Below are 18,035 nucleotides of genomic sequence, written 5' to 3'. Positions count from 1 at the left end.
TAAAGTATGTATTCAATTGTTGAAATGTATCTCGCTGCATAAATACGGGATAAAATATATTGTAGCAAATTCAAAAAAAGAAAGAAAACTATTTAACAAAGTGAAGGAAAAAATATGATTTTTACATATCATATAAAAAATATGAAAAACATAGTGCAAATTATTAGGAAAAGTGGGCGCTGTCCTCTAATATAGAGATAGCAATTTACATTATTTTTGCGTAAAATGGTTTAAAGAGGTGAATTCCGATGGAAATAGTAAAAGATAGTTCTCTTATTCAAAATGAAATTGAACGTTTTGTAAATAAAGATGTATATATTCATTTAGAAACAACGAACGGAGCGTATGCGTCACACTTTAATGAAAAGATGATGACAGTTGGAGCATTCATTCGAAATGCAATTATTCGCTTTGAGCGCGGGAAGATTACTGGAACGAATCCATACCGAGTTGGTTTGAAAATGGATCATGGTTGGGTATATGCAGAAGGTATTACGCACTGGGAAGTAGACGATAAAGAGCGTTTATTACTTGCAGGGCATGATAATCAAGGTCGCTTAGCAGTTGCACTTGAGTTAAGCTTAACACCATTTAAGTAAGAAGGAGGGAAACTTATGGAGAGACATGTACTTGTTGTATTTCCGCATCCAGATGACGAAGCATTTGCGGCGGGAGGAACAATTCGCTTATTAACAGATCAAGGAGTACCTGTAACGTATGCATGTGGTACTTTAGGACAAATGGGACGTAACATGGGGAAAAACGTATTTGCTAACCGTGAAACGATTCCAAATATCCGTGAAAAAGAATTAAAAGATGCATGTGAAGCGATGGGAATTCAAGATTTAAGAATGCTTGGTTTCCATGATAAAACGTTAGAATTTGAAGATGTTGATTTCGTTGCAGATAAAATTGAGGCAATCATTCAAGAAGTAAATCCATCTCGAATTATTACATTTTATCCAGAGCACGGCGTACATCCAGATCATGATGCATTTGGCCGCGCTGTAGTTCGCGCTGTATCACGTATGCAAAAAGAAGAGCGTCCAGTCATTCATGCCGTTGCGATTACGAGAAATCGCGAAGCTGTATTAGGTGAGCCGGATGTTGTAAATAATATTAGTGAAGTATTCGAGCATAAATTAGCTGCACTAGGTGCGCATCGTTCACAAACAGAAGCGATGTTAGAAGAAACACACGCAAAAATCAAAAACAAAGATGCAGCAACATTAAAATGGCTGCAACTTGAACAATTTTGGACTTATAAATGGGAGTAGGCTAGAAGGGAACCTTCTAGTAGCTCTTACATAGAAAAAGCATCGTCATTTGTGACGGTGCTTTTTTATTGAATCATTTTTATTCTTCTCTATTTACGAGCAGATTTCACTTTACCTCGTACTCCATTCTTTTACGAATTCATCATGATATGCTTCGCTCCAATGGTATGGTTGTAACTCTTTTAACGGTTTGAAAATAATATCTTGTTTAGAATTTGTAATAGCGCATAGTACTTCTGGTCCCCAATAAAATAAACGTTCTTGGCATACACCACAAGGCGATAATACTTTTAACTCAGAATGCTCATTTTCCCTTGCAAGACAAATCGAATGTGTAACTTTCTTAAGAAACTTATGTGCTTCTAAAATTGCACCTGTTTCCATACAAAGTTCTGTTGAAGCGTTTATTACGTCAGGGGCCACACTTGTATAAATGGATCCATCTTCTACACGAATTGCTGCAGCTCCGCCCCAACCATGTGGGTATCTTTGGTCAATTAACCTTTTCACTGCATCATATAATTGTTGTTCAATGCTCAATTGTAGTCCTCATTTCTGCTTAAATTTTGATTCAATGACAGTTATTTTTTTAGTTACACGGCTAAAAAAGAATAGACACTCAATTTCAAACTATAAATGCAAGAATTATTTTTCATCTGCATACTTTTCCTCTAAGGCAATTAATAGAGGAATTGATATAGTTACAAGAATGATTAAAGTGGTTATAAAAGATTTAGAAAGAGAAAAAGAACCTTCGATTAAAGGTGATAAAAACTTGAATGAAAGTATACTTGTTATTAAGGAAACTACTAAAAAGCTAAAAAGAGACACATTTTTATTTTTGATAGATGTTTCTATAAAATTTTTAAGACAGCTTATGACGACAAATATAGTTAATATAATAAGAGAAATAAAATAATGTGTTACATTTGTCATACTAATAGTAGGATCGTCTATTATGTAAGCAAGTAACTTAGATACTAACATGCCTCCAAACAATAAAATAATAAAAGCGAGTAATCCTTCAGATATATAAATACTGAAATTATCTTTCTTGTTAAAGAGTCTATAATTCAGAGTAGATTGGCTTATTTGAATTAGGAATAGGGTAATAATCCACACATAATATACAATTGGTAATTCTCCTGAGAATAGAGCAATTAGGAAATTTATTACTGTCCTTAAAATTTCAATCATTACAAAAATCCTCCTGTTTGTAAGCTTTGCGAAATTAGAAATATGCTAGTCTATCGTTTAATAATTAGAACTATAGATTCAAACTATTTCTAATTATTCCACAAAAAGGTGGTTGCTTCAAGTTATCCTTTTAACAAATTCTTCAAGGCTCCACACTAGAAAAAGAAATGTAATATGTAATATAATTGAAAAAGTATATTTAAAAAATCAATGTTAATATTACCCTCCTATAAGTATTAACATACGTAATTGAGGTGTTTTCTTTGTTGTTTTATGATCGAATTTCTATAATGGCCCCTCCTGTTCCGTAGCTTAGGAAAGTCTTTTTATTTCTGAGATTTTCAAAGTTATAGGAGGGTATGAAAAATGAAAAAAGTCTCAGTACCATCACTTTTGTTAATGATTATTCTTGTTGCATTTCCGCAAATTAGTGAAACGATTTAAACACCGTCTTTACCTGATATTTCAAAGGCGCTACACGTAAGTAATAATGAGGTACAGTTAACTCTTAGTGTGTATTTTGCTGGATTTGCTTTAGGTGTATTTTTTATTGGTTGGTTATCGGATATAATTGGCCGTCGCCCGGCGATGTTATTTGGAATTGTTGTATATGGCGCTGGAAGTTTCTTATGCTTTATTGCAAATTCCATTGAAGTTTTATTGCTAAGTCGTTTTATTCAAGCGTTTGGAGCAAGTGCTGGCTCTGTTGTGACACAAACGATTCTTCGTGAAAGTGTAGAAGGGCATAAGAGGCATGTTATGTTTGCTCAAATTTCGGCAGTCATTGCTTTTACACCAGCGATAGGACCGTTAATTGGTGGCTTTCTTGATCAAATGTTTGGATTTAAAATCGTATTTTTAAGTTTAGTAATTATGAGTTTCGGAATTTTTCTGTATACGTTTGTTTCTCTTCCGGAAACAAAAACGGACTCAGTAACGAATAAAATAAATGTGTTTTCAGTCTTGAAGAGGTTAATTACAAATCCGAAAGTAGTAACATATGGGTTATTAATTGGAGGAGCGAATGGTGTTTTATTTAGCTACTATGCAGAAGCGCCGTTTATCTTTATTGAATACTTTCAGTTATCGCCTAGTATGTATGGATTTTTAGGAATTGTTGTTGCTTCCGCTTCTATTATTGGAGCAAAAGTTTCAAAACGATTGCTTGCCACAAATAAACCAGAGAAGATTATATATATCGGTTGTCTTGTAATGACAGGAGGAGCTATCCTTTTATCAGTTATTACGTTTGTTGGAACAAATCCTAATATAATATATATGATTGTATTTTTAGTAGCGATGTTTATATTGCTATTAGGAATTGGGATAGCGTTACCTAATTGCTTAAGTTTAGCATTAGTAGATTTTCAAGATGTCATTGGTACAGCAGGAGCTTTGTTTAGCTTAGGGTACTATGTAATTGTAACGATGACAATTTGGGGAATGAGTCAGCTGCACACGGGCTCGTTACTCGTGATGCCACTTTATTTTCTAGCTATAGTAGTTATCATGATGGTGTTTACTAAAGTGTTTATTTTAGAGAAACAAACTTCAAAAATGATTTAAATATGAAATAGTAAAAGAGTCTCATTTTTTTAATGAGACTCTTTTATATTTTATGAAAATGATTAGTGGATATACGAACAAAAATTAAAGGTATTGTTGGTAGATTTAAGTGTAATTATATTTTTCTTAAAGTAGGGGATGGAGATAGAGAATTTTTAGTTGTGATAACGCGATAAATAAGAGATACAGAAGTTAGTGACTTTGTAGTTTACTAATATATTAAATTTATACGTGATGTGTTAATTGTATGTGTAAGCAATTATAGTACAAACTATAATTAGTGAAGTACATGCAGTATGAAGCCGAGGAAGAAATACTCTCCTCGGTTATTTATACTGTAATAATATTCATGCAGGAAGCATATTGAATAGATGTATTTTATTGTTAATTTAGTTAAAAATTAATCAGACTTATGTATAATAATTTATTGAAAAAATAATTGAACTTTTCAGATAAATGAATTAATATAAGGTAAGTAATTTTAAGATTTATAGAATATTGGAAGATGAAAGGTTTTGAGAATTTTGTAAGAGGCAAAAAACGATTTTAGGATAGCTTTAAAGTTAGCCTAAAATGATGTTTGCTTCATCATTTTCAGGGCCGAAAGGAATTAGGGGAAAGAATCTTGTTTTAAAATGCGGCTATGAATCATCTAAGAGGGGGAAGTGAAGTGGCAAACAAAGAATTGAAAAGAGGCTTAGAAGCACGTCATATTCAAATGATTGCTTTAGGCGGAACGATTGGTGTTGGTTTGTTTATGGGGTCAGCCAGCACGATTAAATGGACAGGTCCGTCAGTAATGCTTGCGTATGCAATTGCGGGTATTTTTATCTTCTTCATTATGCGTGCGATGGGCGAAATGTTGTATATGGAGCCGAGTACAGGTTCATTTGCGACGTTCGGCCATAAGTATATTCATCCGTTAGCTGGTTATATGACAGCGTGGAGTAACTGGTTCCAGTGGGTTATCGTTGGGATGTCAGAAATCATTGCGGTCGGAGCATATATGAAATATTGGTTCCCGGACTTACCAGCTTGGATACCAGGTGTAATCGCAATGGTTATTCTTGGAGCAGCTAATTTAATTTCTGTTAAGTCATTTGGTGAATTTGAATTTTGGTTTGCGATGATTAAAATCGTTACAATTCTATTAATGATTATTGCGGGGTTTGGACTTATTTTCTTTGGAATTGGTAACGGCGGAGAAGCGATTGGTATATCTAACCTTTGGGCAAATGGTGGGTTCTTTACAGGTGGTTTTTCAGGGTTCTTCTTTGCATTATCACTTGTAGTTGGTGCATACCAAGGGGTGGAATTAATCGGTATTACTGCTGGTGAGGCGAAGGATCCGAAGAAGACACTTACAAGAGCGATTCAAAGTACAATTTGGCGTATTTTAATATTCTATATTGGTGCTATTTTCGTTATTGTAACTGTGTATCCGTGGGATCAATTAAGTACAATTGGTAGTCCATTCGTAGCAACTTTTGCGAAGGTTGGTATTACGGCAGCAGCTGGACTTATTAACTTCGTCGTTATTACAGCGGCAATGTCTGGTTGTAATAGTGGTATTTATAGTGCGGGTCGTATGCTGTATACGTTAGGTGTAAATGGACAAGCGCCGAAATATTTCACGAAACTTTCTGGAAATGGTGTACCATTATTCGGTACAGTTGGTGTAATTATCGGTTTAGCGGTTGGTGTTGTATTAAGTTATATCGCACCGAAAAACTTATTCGTATATGTATATAGTGCGAGTGTACTTCCTGGTATGGTACCATGGTTCGTCATTTTAATAAGTCAAATTAATTTTAGAAAAGCAAAAGGGGCAGAGATGAAAGATCATCCGTTCAAAATGCCATTTGCTCCTGTTACAAACTATTTGACGATTGCCTTTTTAATTATGGTATTAATCGGAATGTGGTTTAACGATGATACGCGTATTTCACTAGTTGTAGGTATTGTTTTCTTAGCTATCGTAACAATTAGTTTCTACGCTTTCGGAATAGGGAAACGACCTCCGTTAGATATTCAAAATGATCAAGAGATTTCAAGTAAATAAAGATAAGTAAAAAGTCCGATTCCTCATTTGGAAATCGGACTTTTTGTTATTAAAACTTTTCTAAAACGATTTTCCCAATTGTACTTCCGCTTTCAAGCAGTGCATGTGCTTTCTTTACATTTTCAGCGTTAATTGGTGATAATGTTTCATTTAATGTAGTCTTTAAAATACCTTCATCTAGTAGTTCGCTTACTTTATTTAATAGTTCGTGCTGCGTAATCATATCGCCAGTTTCATACATTGCTTTTGTGAACATAAACTCCCAAACGAATGTAGCACTTTTGCTTTTTAAAACGCCCATCTCAAGAGGGTGCTCATTTTCTACGATAGAGCAGATTTTTCCTTGTGGTTTAATGAGGTCACATATTGCTTGCCAATGTTGATCTGTATTGTTTAAGCAGAAAATATAATCTACGTCTTTTAGTCCAAACTCTAATATTTGATCTTGTAAAGGTTGGTGGTGGTTAATGATATAGTCGGCACCGAATTTTTCAACCCAATGTATCGTTTCATGGCGGGATGCAGTTGTGATTACATTCAGTCCAGCCCATTTTGCAAGTTGAATGGCAATCGAGCCAACACCACCAGCACCGCCAATAATTAAAATGTTTTTGAATGTATTCTCATCTCTTTTATTATAATCAATACCTAAACGTTCAAATAAACCTTCCCAAGCCGTGATAGCCGTTAAAGGAAGTGCTGCAACTTCAGCATCATTTAACGTTTTAGGTTTCTTACCAACGATTCTTTCATCAACTAGGTGGTATTCACTATATGTACCTTGTCTCGTAATGCTTCCAGCGTAAAATACTTCGTCGCCTTCTTTAAATAACGTACAACCTTCGCCCGTTTGTACGACTACACCACTAGCATCCCAGCCGAGTATTTTCGCTACATCTTCTTTTTTATCTTTCGGAGAGCGAACTTTTGTATCAACCGGGTTAACGGAAATAGCGTTAATTTTAACGAGTATATCTCTTCCTGTAGCAACAGGTCTTTCAACTTCAATATCAATTAAACTGTTTTCTTCTTCAATAGGTAAGTATTCATGTAAACCAATTGCTTTCATTTGTATTCCCTCCATTAAAGTAAGAGTGTTTCTCTTTTATTATAGTAGGTAAAGTGTCATTATGTAAAAAAGTTGAGTCTTTTCCATTTTGAAAAATACCTGTTTCTGTCTCATTTAGAACTTTGTAACTGGAGAGGGTCAGCCATCGTTTTGATTTTATAAGCAGAAAGATATATTTATTTTTGTAGTGTACCTTGCAATGAACAATACTAAGTGTTATGTTATACCTGTAGTTACTTATTATAAAACAGTACTGAATAATAAACAGTAGTTGATGTCAATTAGAATAGGGTGAATGAATATTGAATGTACAATTTAAAAAAGGAGTTTTAGAACTTTGTGTTCTTGTCTTACTTGATAAGCAAGACCGTTATGGATATGAATTAGTTCGAAGTATATCCAATCAAATTGAAATATCAGAAGGATCTGTTTATCCTCTTCTTCGAAGGCTAACTAAGGAAGAATATTTTACAACGTATTTACAGGAGTCTTCAGAAGGGCCTTCAAGAAAGTACTATACACTGACGGATAAAGGTAGAACGTATTTGTATCAACTTTTGGAGGAATGGAATGAGTTTTCACAAGGTGTCAATCAATTAATTAAAGAAGGTGTACGTAATGACGAAAGATAAATTTTTACAACAATTAAATGTATCTCTAAAAAGGTTATCTGATAAAGAGCGTGCAGATATTTTAAAAGATTATGAAGAACATTTTACTTTCGGATTAGAGGAAGGGAAAAGCGAAGAAGAAATTGCAGCTTCATTAGGTTCTCCAGCTCAAATTGCCAAAGAGTTATTAGCAGATTATCATATTGAGAAAGTAACAACAAGTGCGACAACAGGAAATGTTTTCCGGGCAATTTGGGCAGTAATTGGATTAGGTTTTTTCAATTTGTTAATCGTGCTTGCACCTGCAATTACATTAGCGGCATTGATTTTTTCAGGATGGGTTCTAGGTATCTCATTTTTAGGTGCACCATTACTTGTTTTAGTTGATACTATCATACATCCAAATACATTCTTACTATTTAATCTTTTTATTTCTTTAGCACTTTGTGGACTTGGATATTTCATTGTTATTGCTATGTTATTTTTAACGAAGCTAGCAAAGAATGGATTTGTTCGTTATTTAAAGTTCAATATAGCATTAGTAAAAGGTGGTTTGAAGCATGATAAATAAAAAGAGTCTTTCAATCATTGCAGGTATTATTTTCATTATTGGTATTATCGGAAGTTTATTCACTTATCGTTCAATTGATGCAGTACCAATTTCAGAAGAAAAGGTCATTAATAATAATAATGTGTCAAGCGTCATTATCGATACGAATAACGTTCGTGTTAACATCAATTCTACAACAGATAGTAACGTGAAAGTAAAATTAGATGGCGAGGTCAATCCAAACGTAAAAAGAACATTAGCTACGGATGAGGAAGATTCAACGCTTCTCATTTCTTACAAAGAAAAACAACAGAGCTGGTTCAACTTTAATATTTCTGAAGTATTGGCGCCATTAACATTAAATGTGTATCTACCCGAAAAACAATATGATTCATTAAAAGTTTCCAATAATAATGGCTACGTTGCTGCTAAGAAACTAAACGTAACCCATTTTAATATCAATACAAGCAATGGACGTGTTGAATTAAGAGAGATCAATTCGCCAAAAATTATCGCAGAAACAAACAATGGAATTATGGATTTCAAAGATGTATTGGCACAAAATATTCATGTGAAATCGAACAATGGACGAATAATGCTAGACCATGTTGAAGGTGAAATAGAGGGGCAAACTAAAAATGGAAGTCTTACTCTGAAAACGAATGAATTGGATCGAAATCTCAATTTTACGACTCACAATGGAAAAATTAATATTGCAACTGAAAAAGAACCAACTAATGTTCAATTTAATGTTGGTGTTGACAATGGTAGAGCGAATATCCTTGATAAATATAATGGAAATACGGTTATTGGAAAAGGAGAAAATGTAATTAAATTAAACACACATAACGGAAATATTACAGTGGAAAAACAATAGCATATTACCTTTTATAATCTCAGTTCGCCGCACATAAAGAGCAATAATAAATAAAAAAAAGAACCGACTCCTTTCTCAACATATAGGTAGTCGGTTCTTTTATATGTAACATTCGTTTAAGTGTGTATCCTTTTCATATTTGAAAATACAAACAGTTGATTTCTTACTCTCAATTTTTAGGGAAATAACGAATAGAAATTAATAATATAAGGAGAATTTGTGAATGACTCAAAAATAATAGTTGAAACAGTGAAAGAAGAGAAGGAGTTTATTTCTAACAGGAGGAATTTTTTACTGTGGACTTTATTCAAAACTAAATGTAAAGGTGGATACATAATGACAGTAAAGAAGCTTTATTTCATCCCAGCAGGTCGTTGTATGTTAGATCATGCTCACACCGGGAAATTTATTGAACTTACCTGTATGGTGTTATCTTCTGGATACAGAAGAGGGGCTTATTTTAGTAGATACAGGTATGCCAGAAAGTGCGGTTAATAATGAAGGTCTTTTTAACGGTACATTTGTCGAAGGGCAGGTTTTACCGAAAATGACTGAAGAAGATAGAATCGTGAATATTTTAAAACGGGTTGGTTATGAGCCGGAAGACCTTCTTTATATTATTAGTTCTCACTTGCATTTTGATCATGCAGGAGGAAATGGCGCATTTATAAATACACCAATCTTTGTACAGCGTGCTGAATATGAGGCGGCACAACATAGTGAAGAATATATGAAAGAATGTAAATTGCCGAATTTAAACTACAAAATCATTGAAGGGGATTATGAAGTAGTACCAGGAGTTCAATTATTGTATACACCAGGACATACTCCGGGGCATCAGTCACTATTAATTAAGACAGAAAAATCTGGTCCTGTATTATTAACGATTGATGCATCTTATACGAAAGAGAATTTTGAAGATGAAGTGCCGTTTGCTGGATTTGATCCAGAATTAGCTTTATCTTCAATTAAACGTTTAAAAGAAGTTGTAATGAAAGAGAAGCCGATTGTTTTCTTTGGACATGATATAGAACAGGAAAAGGGATGTAAAGTGTTCCCAGAATATATATAGTGCAAAAAGTCATGAGTTTATTCGCTCATGACTTTTCGTTTAAATAATTTTTTTAAATAAGTTATAAACTTTTTTGGAACTGTCTTCATTTAATTGATAGTACGTAAGGTTTACATCATCAGGAGTATCTTGTTGAGCAATCATTACTTCGTTATTGTGATGGTCAACTACCCATATGAAATATTTTTTATAAGTTCCATCTTCGAAAGTAATCCACATATCACAATCTATTAAATCTGATCCTTCTTCATCTAATGTTAATTTTCCTTTTTTGGCGGTATCCATACTGTTAATGAAAGTTTTTAATTCATCTGTTTTCGTGAGAAAGATATCCTTTTTTGTTTTTATTGACTCGACATGTATATCTTTTATTTCCTGTTTTCCTAAAAAGACAGGGGGCTCATTCGGGTCTCTTTGCGTTGAAATGATAGTAGCTTTCTTCTTTGGTTTATTTGCTGTATAGAAATCTTGAATAGATTTCCCTGAATTTAAAAACCATACGATACCAAAAATAATCAATGCGCTACCTAGCAGTAAAATGATTTTCTTAATAGAATATTCTCCTCTCTATTACTTCGTATGAAGAGTGTTTCTATTAATATATGATAGGTAAGCACAAAGTATTATAGTTGAACTTGGTTATGCTTCACAGTTTTTATCGGACGATCCACGAGTAAATTGTAAGTGAGCCCGATTAGTACGAAAATACCACCGACAACTTTGCCCATAGAGAGTTCGTGTGACAAGATGAAATCAATGATAGTCCCCGCAAATAATTGTCCAATAAAGATGAGTAACGTTAAATAAAATGCTGATATTTTAGGAGTGATATAGTTGGATAATGAAATAACGATAACGCCTACTAATCCTCCTAAGTAAACAGCGATAGGAATAGACTGCAACGTATGAACAGGAATGTACATTGAATCTGAGCTGAAAATTAAAAATAACATAGAGAAAAATAATCCAGTAATATAATTAAAAAACGTGCCTTCCCAATTTCCAATCTTCGCTGCTAAATTTGCGTTAATAATTCTAGCCACAACGATAGAAACACCAGCTAAAATAGCGATCGTAATATATAACATTTTTCTGCCTCCATTAATAAATTGTCATGATTATAATTCCGGAAGAGATGAAACATAATCCAATTAGTTTTTTCTTTTCAAACTTTGCAACTTTCATTCCTAATAAGCCGAAATGATCAATAACGATGGAAGCAATGGATTGACCAAGTAAACTTAATGCGATCGTAATAGAGGCACCAAGGACAGAGAAACTTATATTATTAAAAAGAACAGTGAATACCCCAATTGCTCCAGCACTATATAGAAAAAGTGGAATACCTTTATCGAAACGAATTTTATTTTTGTTTATGATTAAAACGAAAATAACTGCAATTAAACCGACAAGGTGAATGACAACGCTTGCTGTATACTTGCCAATTAATTCAGATAAAATCCCATTCAATGGAAGCATAACGGCGATGAGCACACCAATAAAGACAGAAAGAAAGTTATACAATGTAATATCCCCTTTGTATTTCATATTTGTAATGAATGTATCATGCTGAAATTGTGTATTACTATGACATATGTCATAGTGGAAGAAGAAAATTTTGATTACAATGGGGATGAGTTGTAAAGGCGGGGGAACTATGAAGAAAATATGTAATTCTATTAAATTAGCAGAGTATATGAAACAAAATAATATTGACTCCTTTTTTAGTAATGATATGAAACCGTATATGGAACTCATATTTTTTAAAAAGAACGAGTTTATTTGTAGAGAAAATGAAGAGATAGATTATTTATTTTTCTTCGTTGAGGGAAAAGCGAAAGCGTTTAATACATTAAGTAACGGTAAATCTGTATTATTATGCTTTTATGATAGTTTGCAGCTGTTAGGGGATGTGGAGTTAATTCATTCCCAAAAGACTGCTTCAAACGTACAAGTGATGGCAGATTCATATTGTGTTGGTTTACCTTTAGGGAAAGTGAGAAATCAATTATTTCATGATGCGAAATTTTTACGATGTATTTGCGGATCATTAGCACATAAGTTAAATCGACTTTCAAAAAATAGTACAATTAATTTACTATATCCACTTGAAAATAGATTGGCGAGTTACATGTTAGCAGCGGGGGAACGAGCGGTGCAGCACGGAAATCGAATTGTGTTTAGTGGGAATTTAACGGAAACAGCTGAATTGTTAGGAACGAGTTATCGACATCTATTACGTACATTAAATATTTTTTGTGATAAAGAGATTATAAAGAAAAACAATGGTTGCTTTGAAGTAGTGAATGTGGATGTTTTGAGGGAACTAGCGGCAGATGTTTATAAATAGGAGGAGATTATAAATGATTACACCTATATTTAGAATTTTTGATATTGAAAAAGCAAAGCTATTTTACATAGATTTTTTAGGATTTAAAATGGATTGGGAACATCGGTATGAGGAACATATGCCATTATATATGCAAATTTCGTTACATGATGCTGTAATACATTTATCAGAACATCATGGGGATGCTTCGCCAGGCGGTGCGATTCGGGTCAAAATAGATAATGTAGAGGATTATCATTCCATATTATTGAATAAAGAATATGCGTATTCACAACCTGATATAGAGAGAACACCGTGGGATACAATGGAATTAACTGTGATTGATCCGTTTTCAAATAGAATTATATTTTATGAGGAAAAGGTTTAGAAATTGAGATATCCTAAATAATTTATCAAAGTAGGTGCTACAATGAATAGGAAAATAGCGATCATTTCAGATGTTCATGGAAATAGTCACGCGTTAAAAGCTGTATTAAAAGATATTGCACGTCGTAATGTCGAAATGATAATCAATTTAGGCGATAGCGTGTATGGGCCGTTAGATCCTTTAGAGACAATTGAAATATTAATGAATAACGAGATGATACATATTAAGGGAAACTGCGATCGCATGCTTTGGGAACCTATACAAGAGCAGTCTGCTGCACTAACTTTTGTCCAAAATCAATTAACAGAAAGTCATATAGATTGGCTAAAACAACATCCTTCGCAATGTATTGTAGACGATATTTTATTTTGTCATGGTACACCAACTTCAGATGAGGTGTATTTACTAGAAGAGATGGACGAGAATGGTGCAGTATTAAAGAGTGAAAAAAATATATTGGATCAACTCCAAAATATAGAACAAAAAATAATAGTATGTGGTCATACGCATATTCCTAGAGTTGTTTATTTGGCAAACGGTAAGATAGTTATAAATCCAGGGAGTGTAGGACTTCCTGCATACAAAGATGAATTACCTGTTATACATAAAATGGAGTCGGGAACCCCGCACGCAAAATATGTAGTGATAGAAGAGGTTTTTGGAGAATGGATAATTGAAAAAATTTCAGTTCCTTATAATTGGGAAGAAGCTGCGGGGTTAGCTGTTCAACAGGAAAGGCATGACTGGGCACAGGCACTAAAGACTGGGAAGATAGAATGAAGGGGAGTTTACTTTATAATAAACTGCTCTTTTTTATTTTGAGTAAATATTGAATGATGTAAAAATAAAGTGTTATGATTACAGAAACGTATGAATATATGAACAAGTATTCATGTATTGTGAGAGGGAGGGGATTAGAATGAAAGATATAATTATCGTTGGAGCTGGTCAAGCTGGATTAACAATGGGATATTACTTGAAGCAAGAAGGGTATAATTTTTTATTACTTGAGGCAGGAAACCGAATTGGGGATTCATGGAGAAATAGATATGATTCTTTACAGCTCTTCACACCGAGGGAATACAGTAGTTTACCAGGTATGATAGTAAAAGGAGAAGGACAGGGATTTCCATGTAAAGATGAAATGGCAACGTATTTAGAAGAATATGCAAGGCACTTTACATTACCGGTCCAATTGCAAACCGAAATTTTTAAAATAAAGAAAGAAAAAGATATATTCGAATTACATACTCCTACAGAAACTTTACAATCAAAAAAGGTTGTTATCGCAACAGGTGGTTTTCAGCAACCATACATCCCCTCATTTTCACAACATCTTTCATCGCATGTTTTTCAAGTACATTCATCACAATATAAATCACCATCACAAATTCCTAAGGGAAAAGTACTAGTAGTAGGTGGCGGGAATTCCGGAATGCAAATCGCAGTAGAACTTGCAAAAACTCATGAAGTTACAATGTCTATCAGTCATCCGCTAACATTTTTACCGTTACATCTTTTTGGAAAAAGTATTTTTAGTTGGTTAGAAAAATTGGGTTTATTGTACGCTGAGCTAAATACAAAGAGGGGAAAGTGGTTTCAGAAGAGAAAGGATCCTATTTTTGGTTTTGCAGGTAAAAAACTTATTCGTAGTGGGGCAATTAAACTAGAGGAAAAAGTGGTTCGTGCATCAGAGAATAATATTATCTTTCAAAATGGTGGCACATATAGTGCAGAAAGCATTATATGGTCAACTGGTTTTATTCAGAACTATAAATGGATTGAAATAGAAAAGGCAGTGAATGGGAATGGATTTCCTAATCATGTAAGAGGAATAAGTCCAGTAAAAGGATTATATTATATCGGTTTGCCGTGGCAATCTCAAAGGGGCTCTGCACTTATTTGTGGTGTAGGAAAGGATGCAGCGTATTTACTTTCTGAAATCAAAAAAATAGATCAGTAGCAACAACTACTGATCATCCATATGTACATGAATTAGGAGAGGTCAATCATTTATTAACTTTATTATAATAGATTTTCACGGGAATAAAAACTGAAAATTCTAATTTTATGTTGAGAAAGTTTTTTGTATCGAAATATATGAAAGAATAAGGATTTTTAGTGAAAGGAAATATGATATCTATATTTTAATAAATTGTGATATAGTTTATAAAGAATAGATTACCTAAGATGTTATTTTATTACATAGAGGTCGCGTTTTGGATTAAGGAAGGGGGAAATGGTTGTGAAGTTTGATGATCAACGCTTGCTAGGGGTACGATTAGGCTCTGTACTTGTAACAGAGGAAAATCAATATTTAGTAATTAAGAAAAAAGATCATTATGCATTATTAAATATACATAATTTAGAATGCACACATGTTGAAGTGCAGTTAGAACATGTTGAAGAAATGTTGCAGGAAGATTTCCAAGAAAGTATAACGGAGATTATCGCACCAGAACATATAAAAATTGTTGCGAAAAATATAATATAAAGAAAGAAGCTGGAAGGAACAGCTTCTTTCTTTTCATTATAAGGATAACGTTTTTAAGACGTCACCAATAATCCCTTCCATTTGATGAACACCTAAGTCAGTGTTCGTCATTATAACAGCAGCATTACCTCGGTATGGATAGCATACTAGCATACATTGAAATCCAACGCCCCATCCAAGTGAATACGTTTGTAAGTCTTCATTCGAATCATCTAGAAAAACCCCTAACCCAGTCCATTTTGAGCAACCTTGAGGAGAAATCATATCTTGTATTAATTTTTGAGAAAGTTTTAGTCTGCCCTGTCCTTGCAAGGAATGAATGATTTCAATTACTAAAGTTGATAAGTCTGTTGGTGTTGTCCAAATACCTGAAGCAGCTGCGAATGGATAAAATGGATACTTCTCATTTGTAACGGTGCCATCTTTATTATGCCCACAAGCAAAGGCCTCCATTTTTTTTATATCTTCAGTAGAAAATACTCTACTATTCTTCAGCTGCAGTGGCTGAAAGATATATTCTTCAAGTAAAAGGTTGAATGTTTTTCAGGTTATATCTTCAAGTAGTAGTTCGATAATACAAAAGTTTGCATCAGAGTAGTGAAATTCACTTTCTGGTTTATAAGTTATCTCTATCGGTACTGGGCAATAGGATGTTTTACCAACAAGGATTTCAGACATGTTTGGTCGCCCTTGTACAAGTGTATAATGTTCAAAACTATTAGGAGGATCAATAATTCCAGATTGGTGACTTAATAAATTTCGCAATGTGACTTTTTTATGGGAGGTAAATAGATTGGTAGGTATGTTCCAAGATGTGAGTTTAACATTTACGTCTTCGTCTAAATGCACGATTTCTTGATCTGATAACGTTAATACAAGCATTGTAGTGAAGAATTTACTAATTGAACAAGAATTGAATATGGAATCCGTAGTGACAGTTCTAGTTGTTCCAGATTCAAGTGTTCCGAAAGTAGCGACTTCGTCTAGTGTGCCGTCACGTATAACGGCAAGGCTTAAACCTGCAACGGAATATTGGTTCATTTTTTCGTATATATTGTTACTTTTTAAGTTCATAGTGACTCCTTTCTTCGAAAAGACAGAATGTTAGTTCTATTATACAGTAGTTAATAGAGAGAATGAGAGAAAAAGAAAAAACTTCATCTTTTATCGATGAAGTTTTTTTTAGTTAATTCGAAGTGAATGTTTTAAAAAATTTATCTCGGTACATGTACATTAGCCATGAGGTTGTTAGTAAGGAAATAATGATTTGTTTGTTTTGAATTGGCGCATTGAAAACAAGCCAGCCAATGATATCAAATAATACATGTAGTGCAAATGAAAGAACTACAAATTGTAGTAACGTCTTAAAAAATCTTTTCATAATGTGTCCCCCTAAAATAAAAGGTATTATCAATAGTGTTGTATATTACTATTATACATTAAATGTGTCTTGTGGTAAAATTTACATAAGTTAGTGAAATAAAACAAATGAAAGCTAATGAGGAGGAATAGTCATGGAATTTTGGATGATCATACCGATAGCGGTCTTTGGCTTTATTTATATTGGTGAAAAATTAAATAGAATCGAAAAGAAAACGGATGCACGTTTAAAGAGAATGGAAGATAGATTACAGCTAATTACGAAAGAAATGGGAATTATAGATAGAGAACCTGAAATTAATAAAGAGTTGCGTCAGCTTATGGAGGAAGGAAAAACAGTTACAGCAGTTAAGAGAGTCAGAGAAGCTTTTGGTTTTTCCTTATTAGAAGCGAAGCAATATGTTGATAAATTATAAAAAAGATCATCCATTTGGGTGATCTTTTTCATTTTACCATACGTGTATTTACATAAGCAGCGATTATAACGTGGCCAATTATAATGATTAGGAAATAAGATTTTGACATTAGGAGTAGTGAAGACACTACCAATTGTGGCAATAGCACCAGCAGTTAAATTATAAAGGCCAACTATTTTCGATAACTTTCCTTTATTTGGTACACTGCGTTCATTGAATCCTGATAAGAGCCAAGTGTATTGTTTAACTCCGATGAAATAGGCTAGTGCAAATGAAATGATTGCTAGTATGAATAATGATGGAGAAGCGAAGAGAGTCATTGAAAACACCTCCGTTAAAGGGCTGTAAATAAATTATAGTATGAATGTTATAATTTAACAAAATACATTTTTGATTTTAAGTGTAATAGAAAAACGGAGTATTTATCATGAAGGGAGATTAAGTATGGATATTGTGGAATTCCAGAGATATGTATCAAATTTCAGTAAAGAAAAAGGATTTCAAGATACAACAATTGAAGAGCGTACAATGTATGCGATGGCGGAATTAGGTGAATTAGCGGAAGTTATATTAAAGCGTGATAAAATACAAGATTCGAAAAGAGAGATTGGTTTAGAAATGTTTGATGTCATTTGGAATGTATGTGATTTAGCAAACAAATTAGAAATTGATTTAGGGAAGGCATTTGAAGAAAAAATGAGGATAAATAAAAAGCGTGAATGGTAGGTAGGATTTTAATTTGTAAAG

General features: G+C 33.5%; 20 protein-coding genes and 4 pseudogenes. 15 read left to right on the top strand and 9 right to left on the bottom strand.

Going from position 1 to position 18,035, the window contains the following annotated elements:
• Window positions 1-248: 248 nt before the first annotated feature.
• Together PDL00_RS15985 and bshB2 are read left to right on the top strand one after the other, a co-directional pair.
• Complete coding sequence (locus tag PDL00_RS15985; RefSeq protein ID WP_000407039.1) at window positions 249-599, top strand: YojF family protein; 351 nt, start codon at window positions 249-251, stop codon at window positions 597-599.
• Window positions 600-614: 15 nt separating this feature from the next.
• Complete coding sequence (bshB2, locus tag PDL00_RS15980) at window positions 615-1,277, top strand: bacillithiol biosynthesis deacetylase BshB2 (protein ID WP_000439468.1); 663 nt, start codon at window positions 615-617, stop codon at window positions 1,275-1,277.
• A 111-nt stretch (window positions 1,278-1,388) separates the two neighbouring features.
• Here the strand turns inward: bshB2 and PDL00_RS15975 are convergent, their stop codons facing one another.
• A complete protein-coding gene (locus PDL00_RS15975) occupies window positions 1,389-1,817 on the bottom strand; it encodes a cytidine deaminase (RefSeq protein WP_242254790.1) in 429 nt (142 codons plus the stop codon).
• Window positions 1,818-1,922: 105 nt separating this feature from the next.
• Window positions 1,923-2,474 carry a DUF5823 family protein gene (locus PDL00_RS15970; RefSeq protein WP_270730061.1) on the bottom strand — a complete coding sequence of 184 codons (552 nt, stop codon included), beginning with the start codon at window positions 2,472-2,474 and terminating at the stop codon, window positions 1,923-1,925.
• 366 nt (window positions 2,475-2,840) lie between these two features.
• Here PDL00_RS15970 and PDL00_RS15965 point away from each other — a divergent pair.
• Together PDL00_RS15965 and PDL00_RS15960 are read left to right on the top strand one after the other, a co-directional pair.
• A pseudogene (locus PDL00_RS15965) lies at window positions 2,841-4,040 on the top strand (multidrug effflux MFS transporter).
• A 670-nt stretch (window positions 4,041-4,710) separates the two neighbouring features.
• Entirely contained in the window at window positions 4,711-6,102 is a 1,392-nt protein-coding gene (locus PDL00_RS15960; protein ID WP_242254783.1) for an amino acid permease, read from the top strand.
• Between the two features lie 49 nt (window positions 6,103-6,151).
• Here the strand turns inward: PDL00_RS15960 and PDL00_RS15955 are convergent, their stop codons facing one another.
• The gene (locus PDL00_RS15955) at window positions 6,152-7,171 is read right to left on the bottom strand and encodes a zinc-binding alcohol dehydrogenase family protein (RefSeq protein WP_242254781.1); all 1,020 of its coding nucleotides are present in this window, start codon (window positions 7,169-7,171) and stop codon (window positions 6,152-6,154) included.
• Between the two features lie 302 nt (window positions 7,172-7,473).
• Between PDL00_RS15955 and PDL00_RS15950 the strand changes: the two genes are divergently transcribed.
• From PDL00_RS15950 to aiiA, 4 genes and pseudogenes are all read left to right on the top strand, one after another.
• Window positions 7,474-7,803, top strand: a complete 330-nt coding sequence (locus PDL00_RS15950) for a PadR family transcriptional regulator (protein WP_073515771.1) — start codon at window positions 7,474-7,476, stop codon at window positions 7,801-7,803.
• Entirely contained in the window at window positions 7,790-8,353 is a 564-nt protein-coding gene (locus PDL00_RS15945; RefSeq protein WP_132136568.1) for an HAAS signaling domain-containing protein, read from the top strand. The genes PDL00_RS15950 and PDL00_RS15945 overlap by 14 nt, the downstream gene beginning before the upstream one ends.
• A complete protein-coding gene (locus PDL00_RS15940; RefSeq protein ID WP_270730055.1) occupies window positions 8,343-9,209 on the top strand; it encodes a DUF4097 family beta strand repeat-containing protein in 867 nt (288 codons plus the stop codon). Before PDL00_RS15945 ends, PDL00_RS15940 begins: the two co-directional genes overlap by 11 nt.
• A gap of 336 nt (window positions 9,210-9,545) precedes the next feature.
• Window positions 9,546-10,281: pseudogene (aiiA, locus tag PDL00_RS15935) on the top strand (quorum-quenching N-acyl homoserine lactonase AiiA).
• Between the two features lie 39 nt (window positions 10,282-10,320).
• Here the strand turns inward: aiiA and PDL00_RS15930 are convergent.
• The 3 genes from PDL00_RS15930 to PDL00_RS15920 form a co-directional block, all read right to left on the bottom strand.
• Window positions 10,321-10,815 carry a hypothetical protein gene (locus PDL00_RS15930; RefSeq protein WP_144535124.1) on the bottom strand — a complete coding sequence of 165 codons (495 nt, stop codon included), beginning with the start codon at window positions 10,813-10,815 and terminating at the stop codon, window positions 10,321-10,323.
• An 89-nt stretch (window positions 10,816-10,904) separates the two neighbouring features.
• Window positions 10,905-11,369, bottom strand: coding sequence for a DMT family transporter (locus PDL00_RS15925; RefSeq protein WP_242254775.1), 465 nt, complete (start codon window positions 11,367-11,369; stop codon window positions 10,905-10,907).
• Between the two features lie 13 nt (window positions 11,370-11,382).
• Window positions 11,383-11,829: a DMT family transporter gene (locus tag PDL00_RS15920; RefSeq protein ID WP_242241939.1), complete on the bottom strand. Its 447-nt coding sequence runs from the start codon at window positions 11,827-11,829 to the stop codon at window positions 11,383-11,385.
• Between the two features lie 109 nt (window positions 11,830-11,938).
• On the opposite strand from PDL00_RS15920, the gene yeiL reads away from it, so the two are divergent.
• The 5 genes from yeiL to PDL00_RS15895 all read left to right on the top strand — a co-directional run bounded on the left by yeiL (window position 11,939) and on the right by PDL00_RS15895 (window position 15,492).
• Window positions 11,939-12,631, top strand: a complete 693-nt coding sequence (yeiL, locus tag PDL00_RS15915) for a transcriptional regulator YeiL (protein ID WP_061677641.1) — start codon at window positions 11,939-11,941, stop codon at window positions 12,629-12,631.
• 13 nt (window positions 12,632-12,644) lie between these two features.
• The gene (locus tag PDL00_RS15910; protein ID WP_061677639.1) at window positions 12,645-12,998 is read left to right on the top strand and encodes a glyoxalase superfamily protein; all 354 of its coding nucleotides are present in this window, start codon (window positions 12,645-12,647) and stop codon (window positions 12,996-12,998) included.
• A gap of 42 nt (window positions 12,999-13,040) precedes the next feature.
• Window positions 13,041-13,778: a metallophosphoesterase family protein gene (locus PDL00_RS15905; RefSeq protein ID WP_270730050.1), complete on the top strand. Its 738-nt coding sequence runs from the start codon at window positions 13,041-13,043 to the stop codon at window positions 13,776-13,778.
• 139 nt (window positions 13,779-13,917) lie between these two features.
• On the top strand, window positions 13,918-14,961 hold the full coding sequence (locus PDL00_RS15900) for a flavin-containing monooxygenase (RefSeq protein WP_270730048.1): 1,044 nt from the start codon (window positions 13,918-13,920) through the stop codon (window positions 14,959-14,961).
• A 282-nt stretch (window positions 14,962-15,243) separates the two neighbouring features.
• Window positions 15,244-15,492, top strand: coding sequence for a hypothetical protein (locus PDL00_RS15895; protein ID WP_061677634.1), 249 nt, complete (start codon window positions 15,244-15,246; stop codon window positions 15,490-15,492).
• A 36-nt stretch (window positions 15,493-15,528) separates the two neighbouring features.
• On the opposite strand, the pseudogene PDL00_RS15890 reads toward PDL00_RS15895, so the two are convergent.
• Window positions 15,529-16,566: pseudogene (locus PDL00_RS15890) on the bottom strand (serine hydrolase domain-containing protein).
• Between the two features lie 112 nt (window positions 16,567-16,678).
• Window positions 16,679-16,873, bottom strand: coding sequence for a hypothetical protein (locus tag PDL00_RS15885; protein WP_242254768.1), 195 nt, complete (start codon window positions 16,871-16,873; stop codon window positions 16,679-16,681).
• Window positions 16,874-17,006: 133 nt separating this feature from the next.
• Here PDL00_RS15885 and PDL00_RS15880 point away from each other — a divergent pair, with 133 nt between their 5' ends.
• Window positions 17,007-17,288, top strand: a complete 282-nt coding sequence (locus PDL00_RS15880) for a hypothetical protein (protein ID WP_242254766.1) — start codon at window positions 17,007-17,009, stop codon at window positions 17,286-17,288.
• A gap of 28 nt (window positions 17,289-17,316) precedes the next feature.
• Here the strand turns inward: PDL00_RS15880 and PDL00_RS15875 are convergent.
• Window positions 17,317-17,608: pseudogene (locus PDL00_RS15875) on the bottom strand (DUF3784 domain-containing protein).
• A 124-nt stretch (window positions 17,609-17,732) separates the two neighbouring features.
• Between PDL00_RS15875 and PDL00_RS15870 the strand changes: the two are divergent.
• Window positions 17,733-18,014, top strand: a complete 282-nt coding sequence (locus PDL00_RS15870) for a MazG nucleotide pyrophosphohydrolase domain-containing protein (RefSeq protein WP_242254763.1) — start codon at window positions 17,733-17,735, stop codon at window positions 18,012-18,014.
• Window positions 18,015-18,035: the final 21 nt, after the last annotated feature.

The sequence above is a fragment of the Bacillus cereus group sp. TH152-1LC genome (assembly GCF_027710505.1).
GTDB classification, from domain to species: domain Bacteria; phylum Bacillota; class Bacilli; order Bacillales; family Bacillaceae_G; genus Bacillus_A; species Bacillus_A mobilis.
This window is presented reverse-complemented; position numbering and strand designations above follow the sequence as displayed.

Coding starts and splice junctions, on each gene's coding strand:
- PDL00_RS15910 (WP_061677639.1), top strand. CDS start 12,645: ATGATTACACCTATATTTAGAATTTTTGATATTGAAAAAGCAAAGCTA.
- PDL00_RS15955 (WP_242254781.1), bottom strand. CDS start 7,171: ATGAAAGCAATTGGTTTACATGAATACTTACCTATTGAAGAAGAAAAC.
- PDL00_RS15925 (WP_242254775.1), bottom strand. CDS start 11,369: ATGTTATATATTACGATCGCTATTTTAGCTGGTGTTTCTATCGTTGTG.
- PDL00_RS15870 (WP_242254763.1), top strand. CDS start 17,733: ATGGATATTGTGGAATTCCAGAGATATGTATCAAATTTCAGTAAAGAA.
- PDL00_RS15920 (WP_242241939.1), bottom strand. CDS start 11,829: ATGAAATACAAAGGGGATATTACATTGTATAACTTTCTTTCTGTCTTT.
- bshB2 (WP_000439468.1), top strand. CDS start 615: ATGGAGAGACATGTACTTGTTGTATTTCCGCATCCAGATGACGAAGCA.
- PDL00_RS15880 (WP_242254766.1), top strand. CDS start 17,007: ATGGAATTTTGGATGATCATACCGATAGCGGTCTTTGGCTTTATTTAT.
- PDL00_RS15970 (WP_270730061.1), bottom strand. CDS start 2,474: ATGATTGAAATTTTAAGGACAGTAATAAATTTCCTAATTGCTCTATTC.
- PDL00_RS15905 (WP_270730050.1), top strand. CDS start 13,041: ATGAATAGGAAAATAGCGATCATTTCAGATGTTCATGGAAATAGTCAC.
- yeiL (WP_061677641.1), top strand. CDS start 11,939: ATGAAGAAAATATGTAATTCTATTAAATTAGCAGAGTATATGAAACAA.
- PDL00_RS15885 (WP_242254768.1), bottom strand. CDS start 16,873: ATGAAAAGATTTTTTAAGACGTTACTACAATTTGTAGTTCTTTCATTT.
- PDL00_RS15940 (WP_270730055.1), top strand. CDS start 8,343: ATGATAAATAAAAAGAGTCTTTCAATCATTGCAGGTATTATTTTCATT.
- PDL00_RS15985 (WP_000407039.1), top strand. CDS start 249: ATGGAAATAGTAAAAGATAGTTCTCTTATTCAAAATGAAATTGAACGT.
- PDL00_RS15900 (WP_270730048.1), top strand. CDS start 13,918: ATGAAAGATATAATTATCGTTGGAGCTGGTCAAGCTGGATTAACAATG.
- PDL00_RS15945 (WP_132136568.1), top strand. CDS start 7,790: ATGACGAAAGATAAATTTTTACAACAATTAAATGTATCTCTAAAAAGG.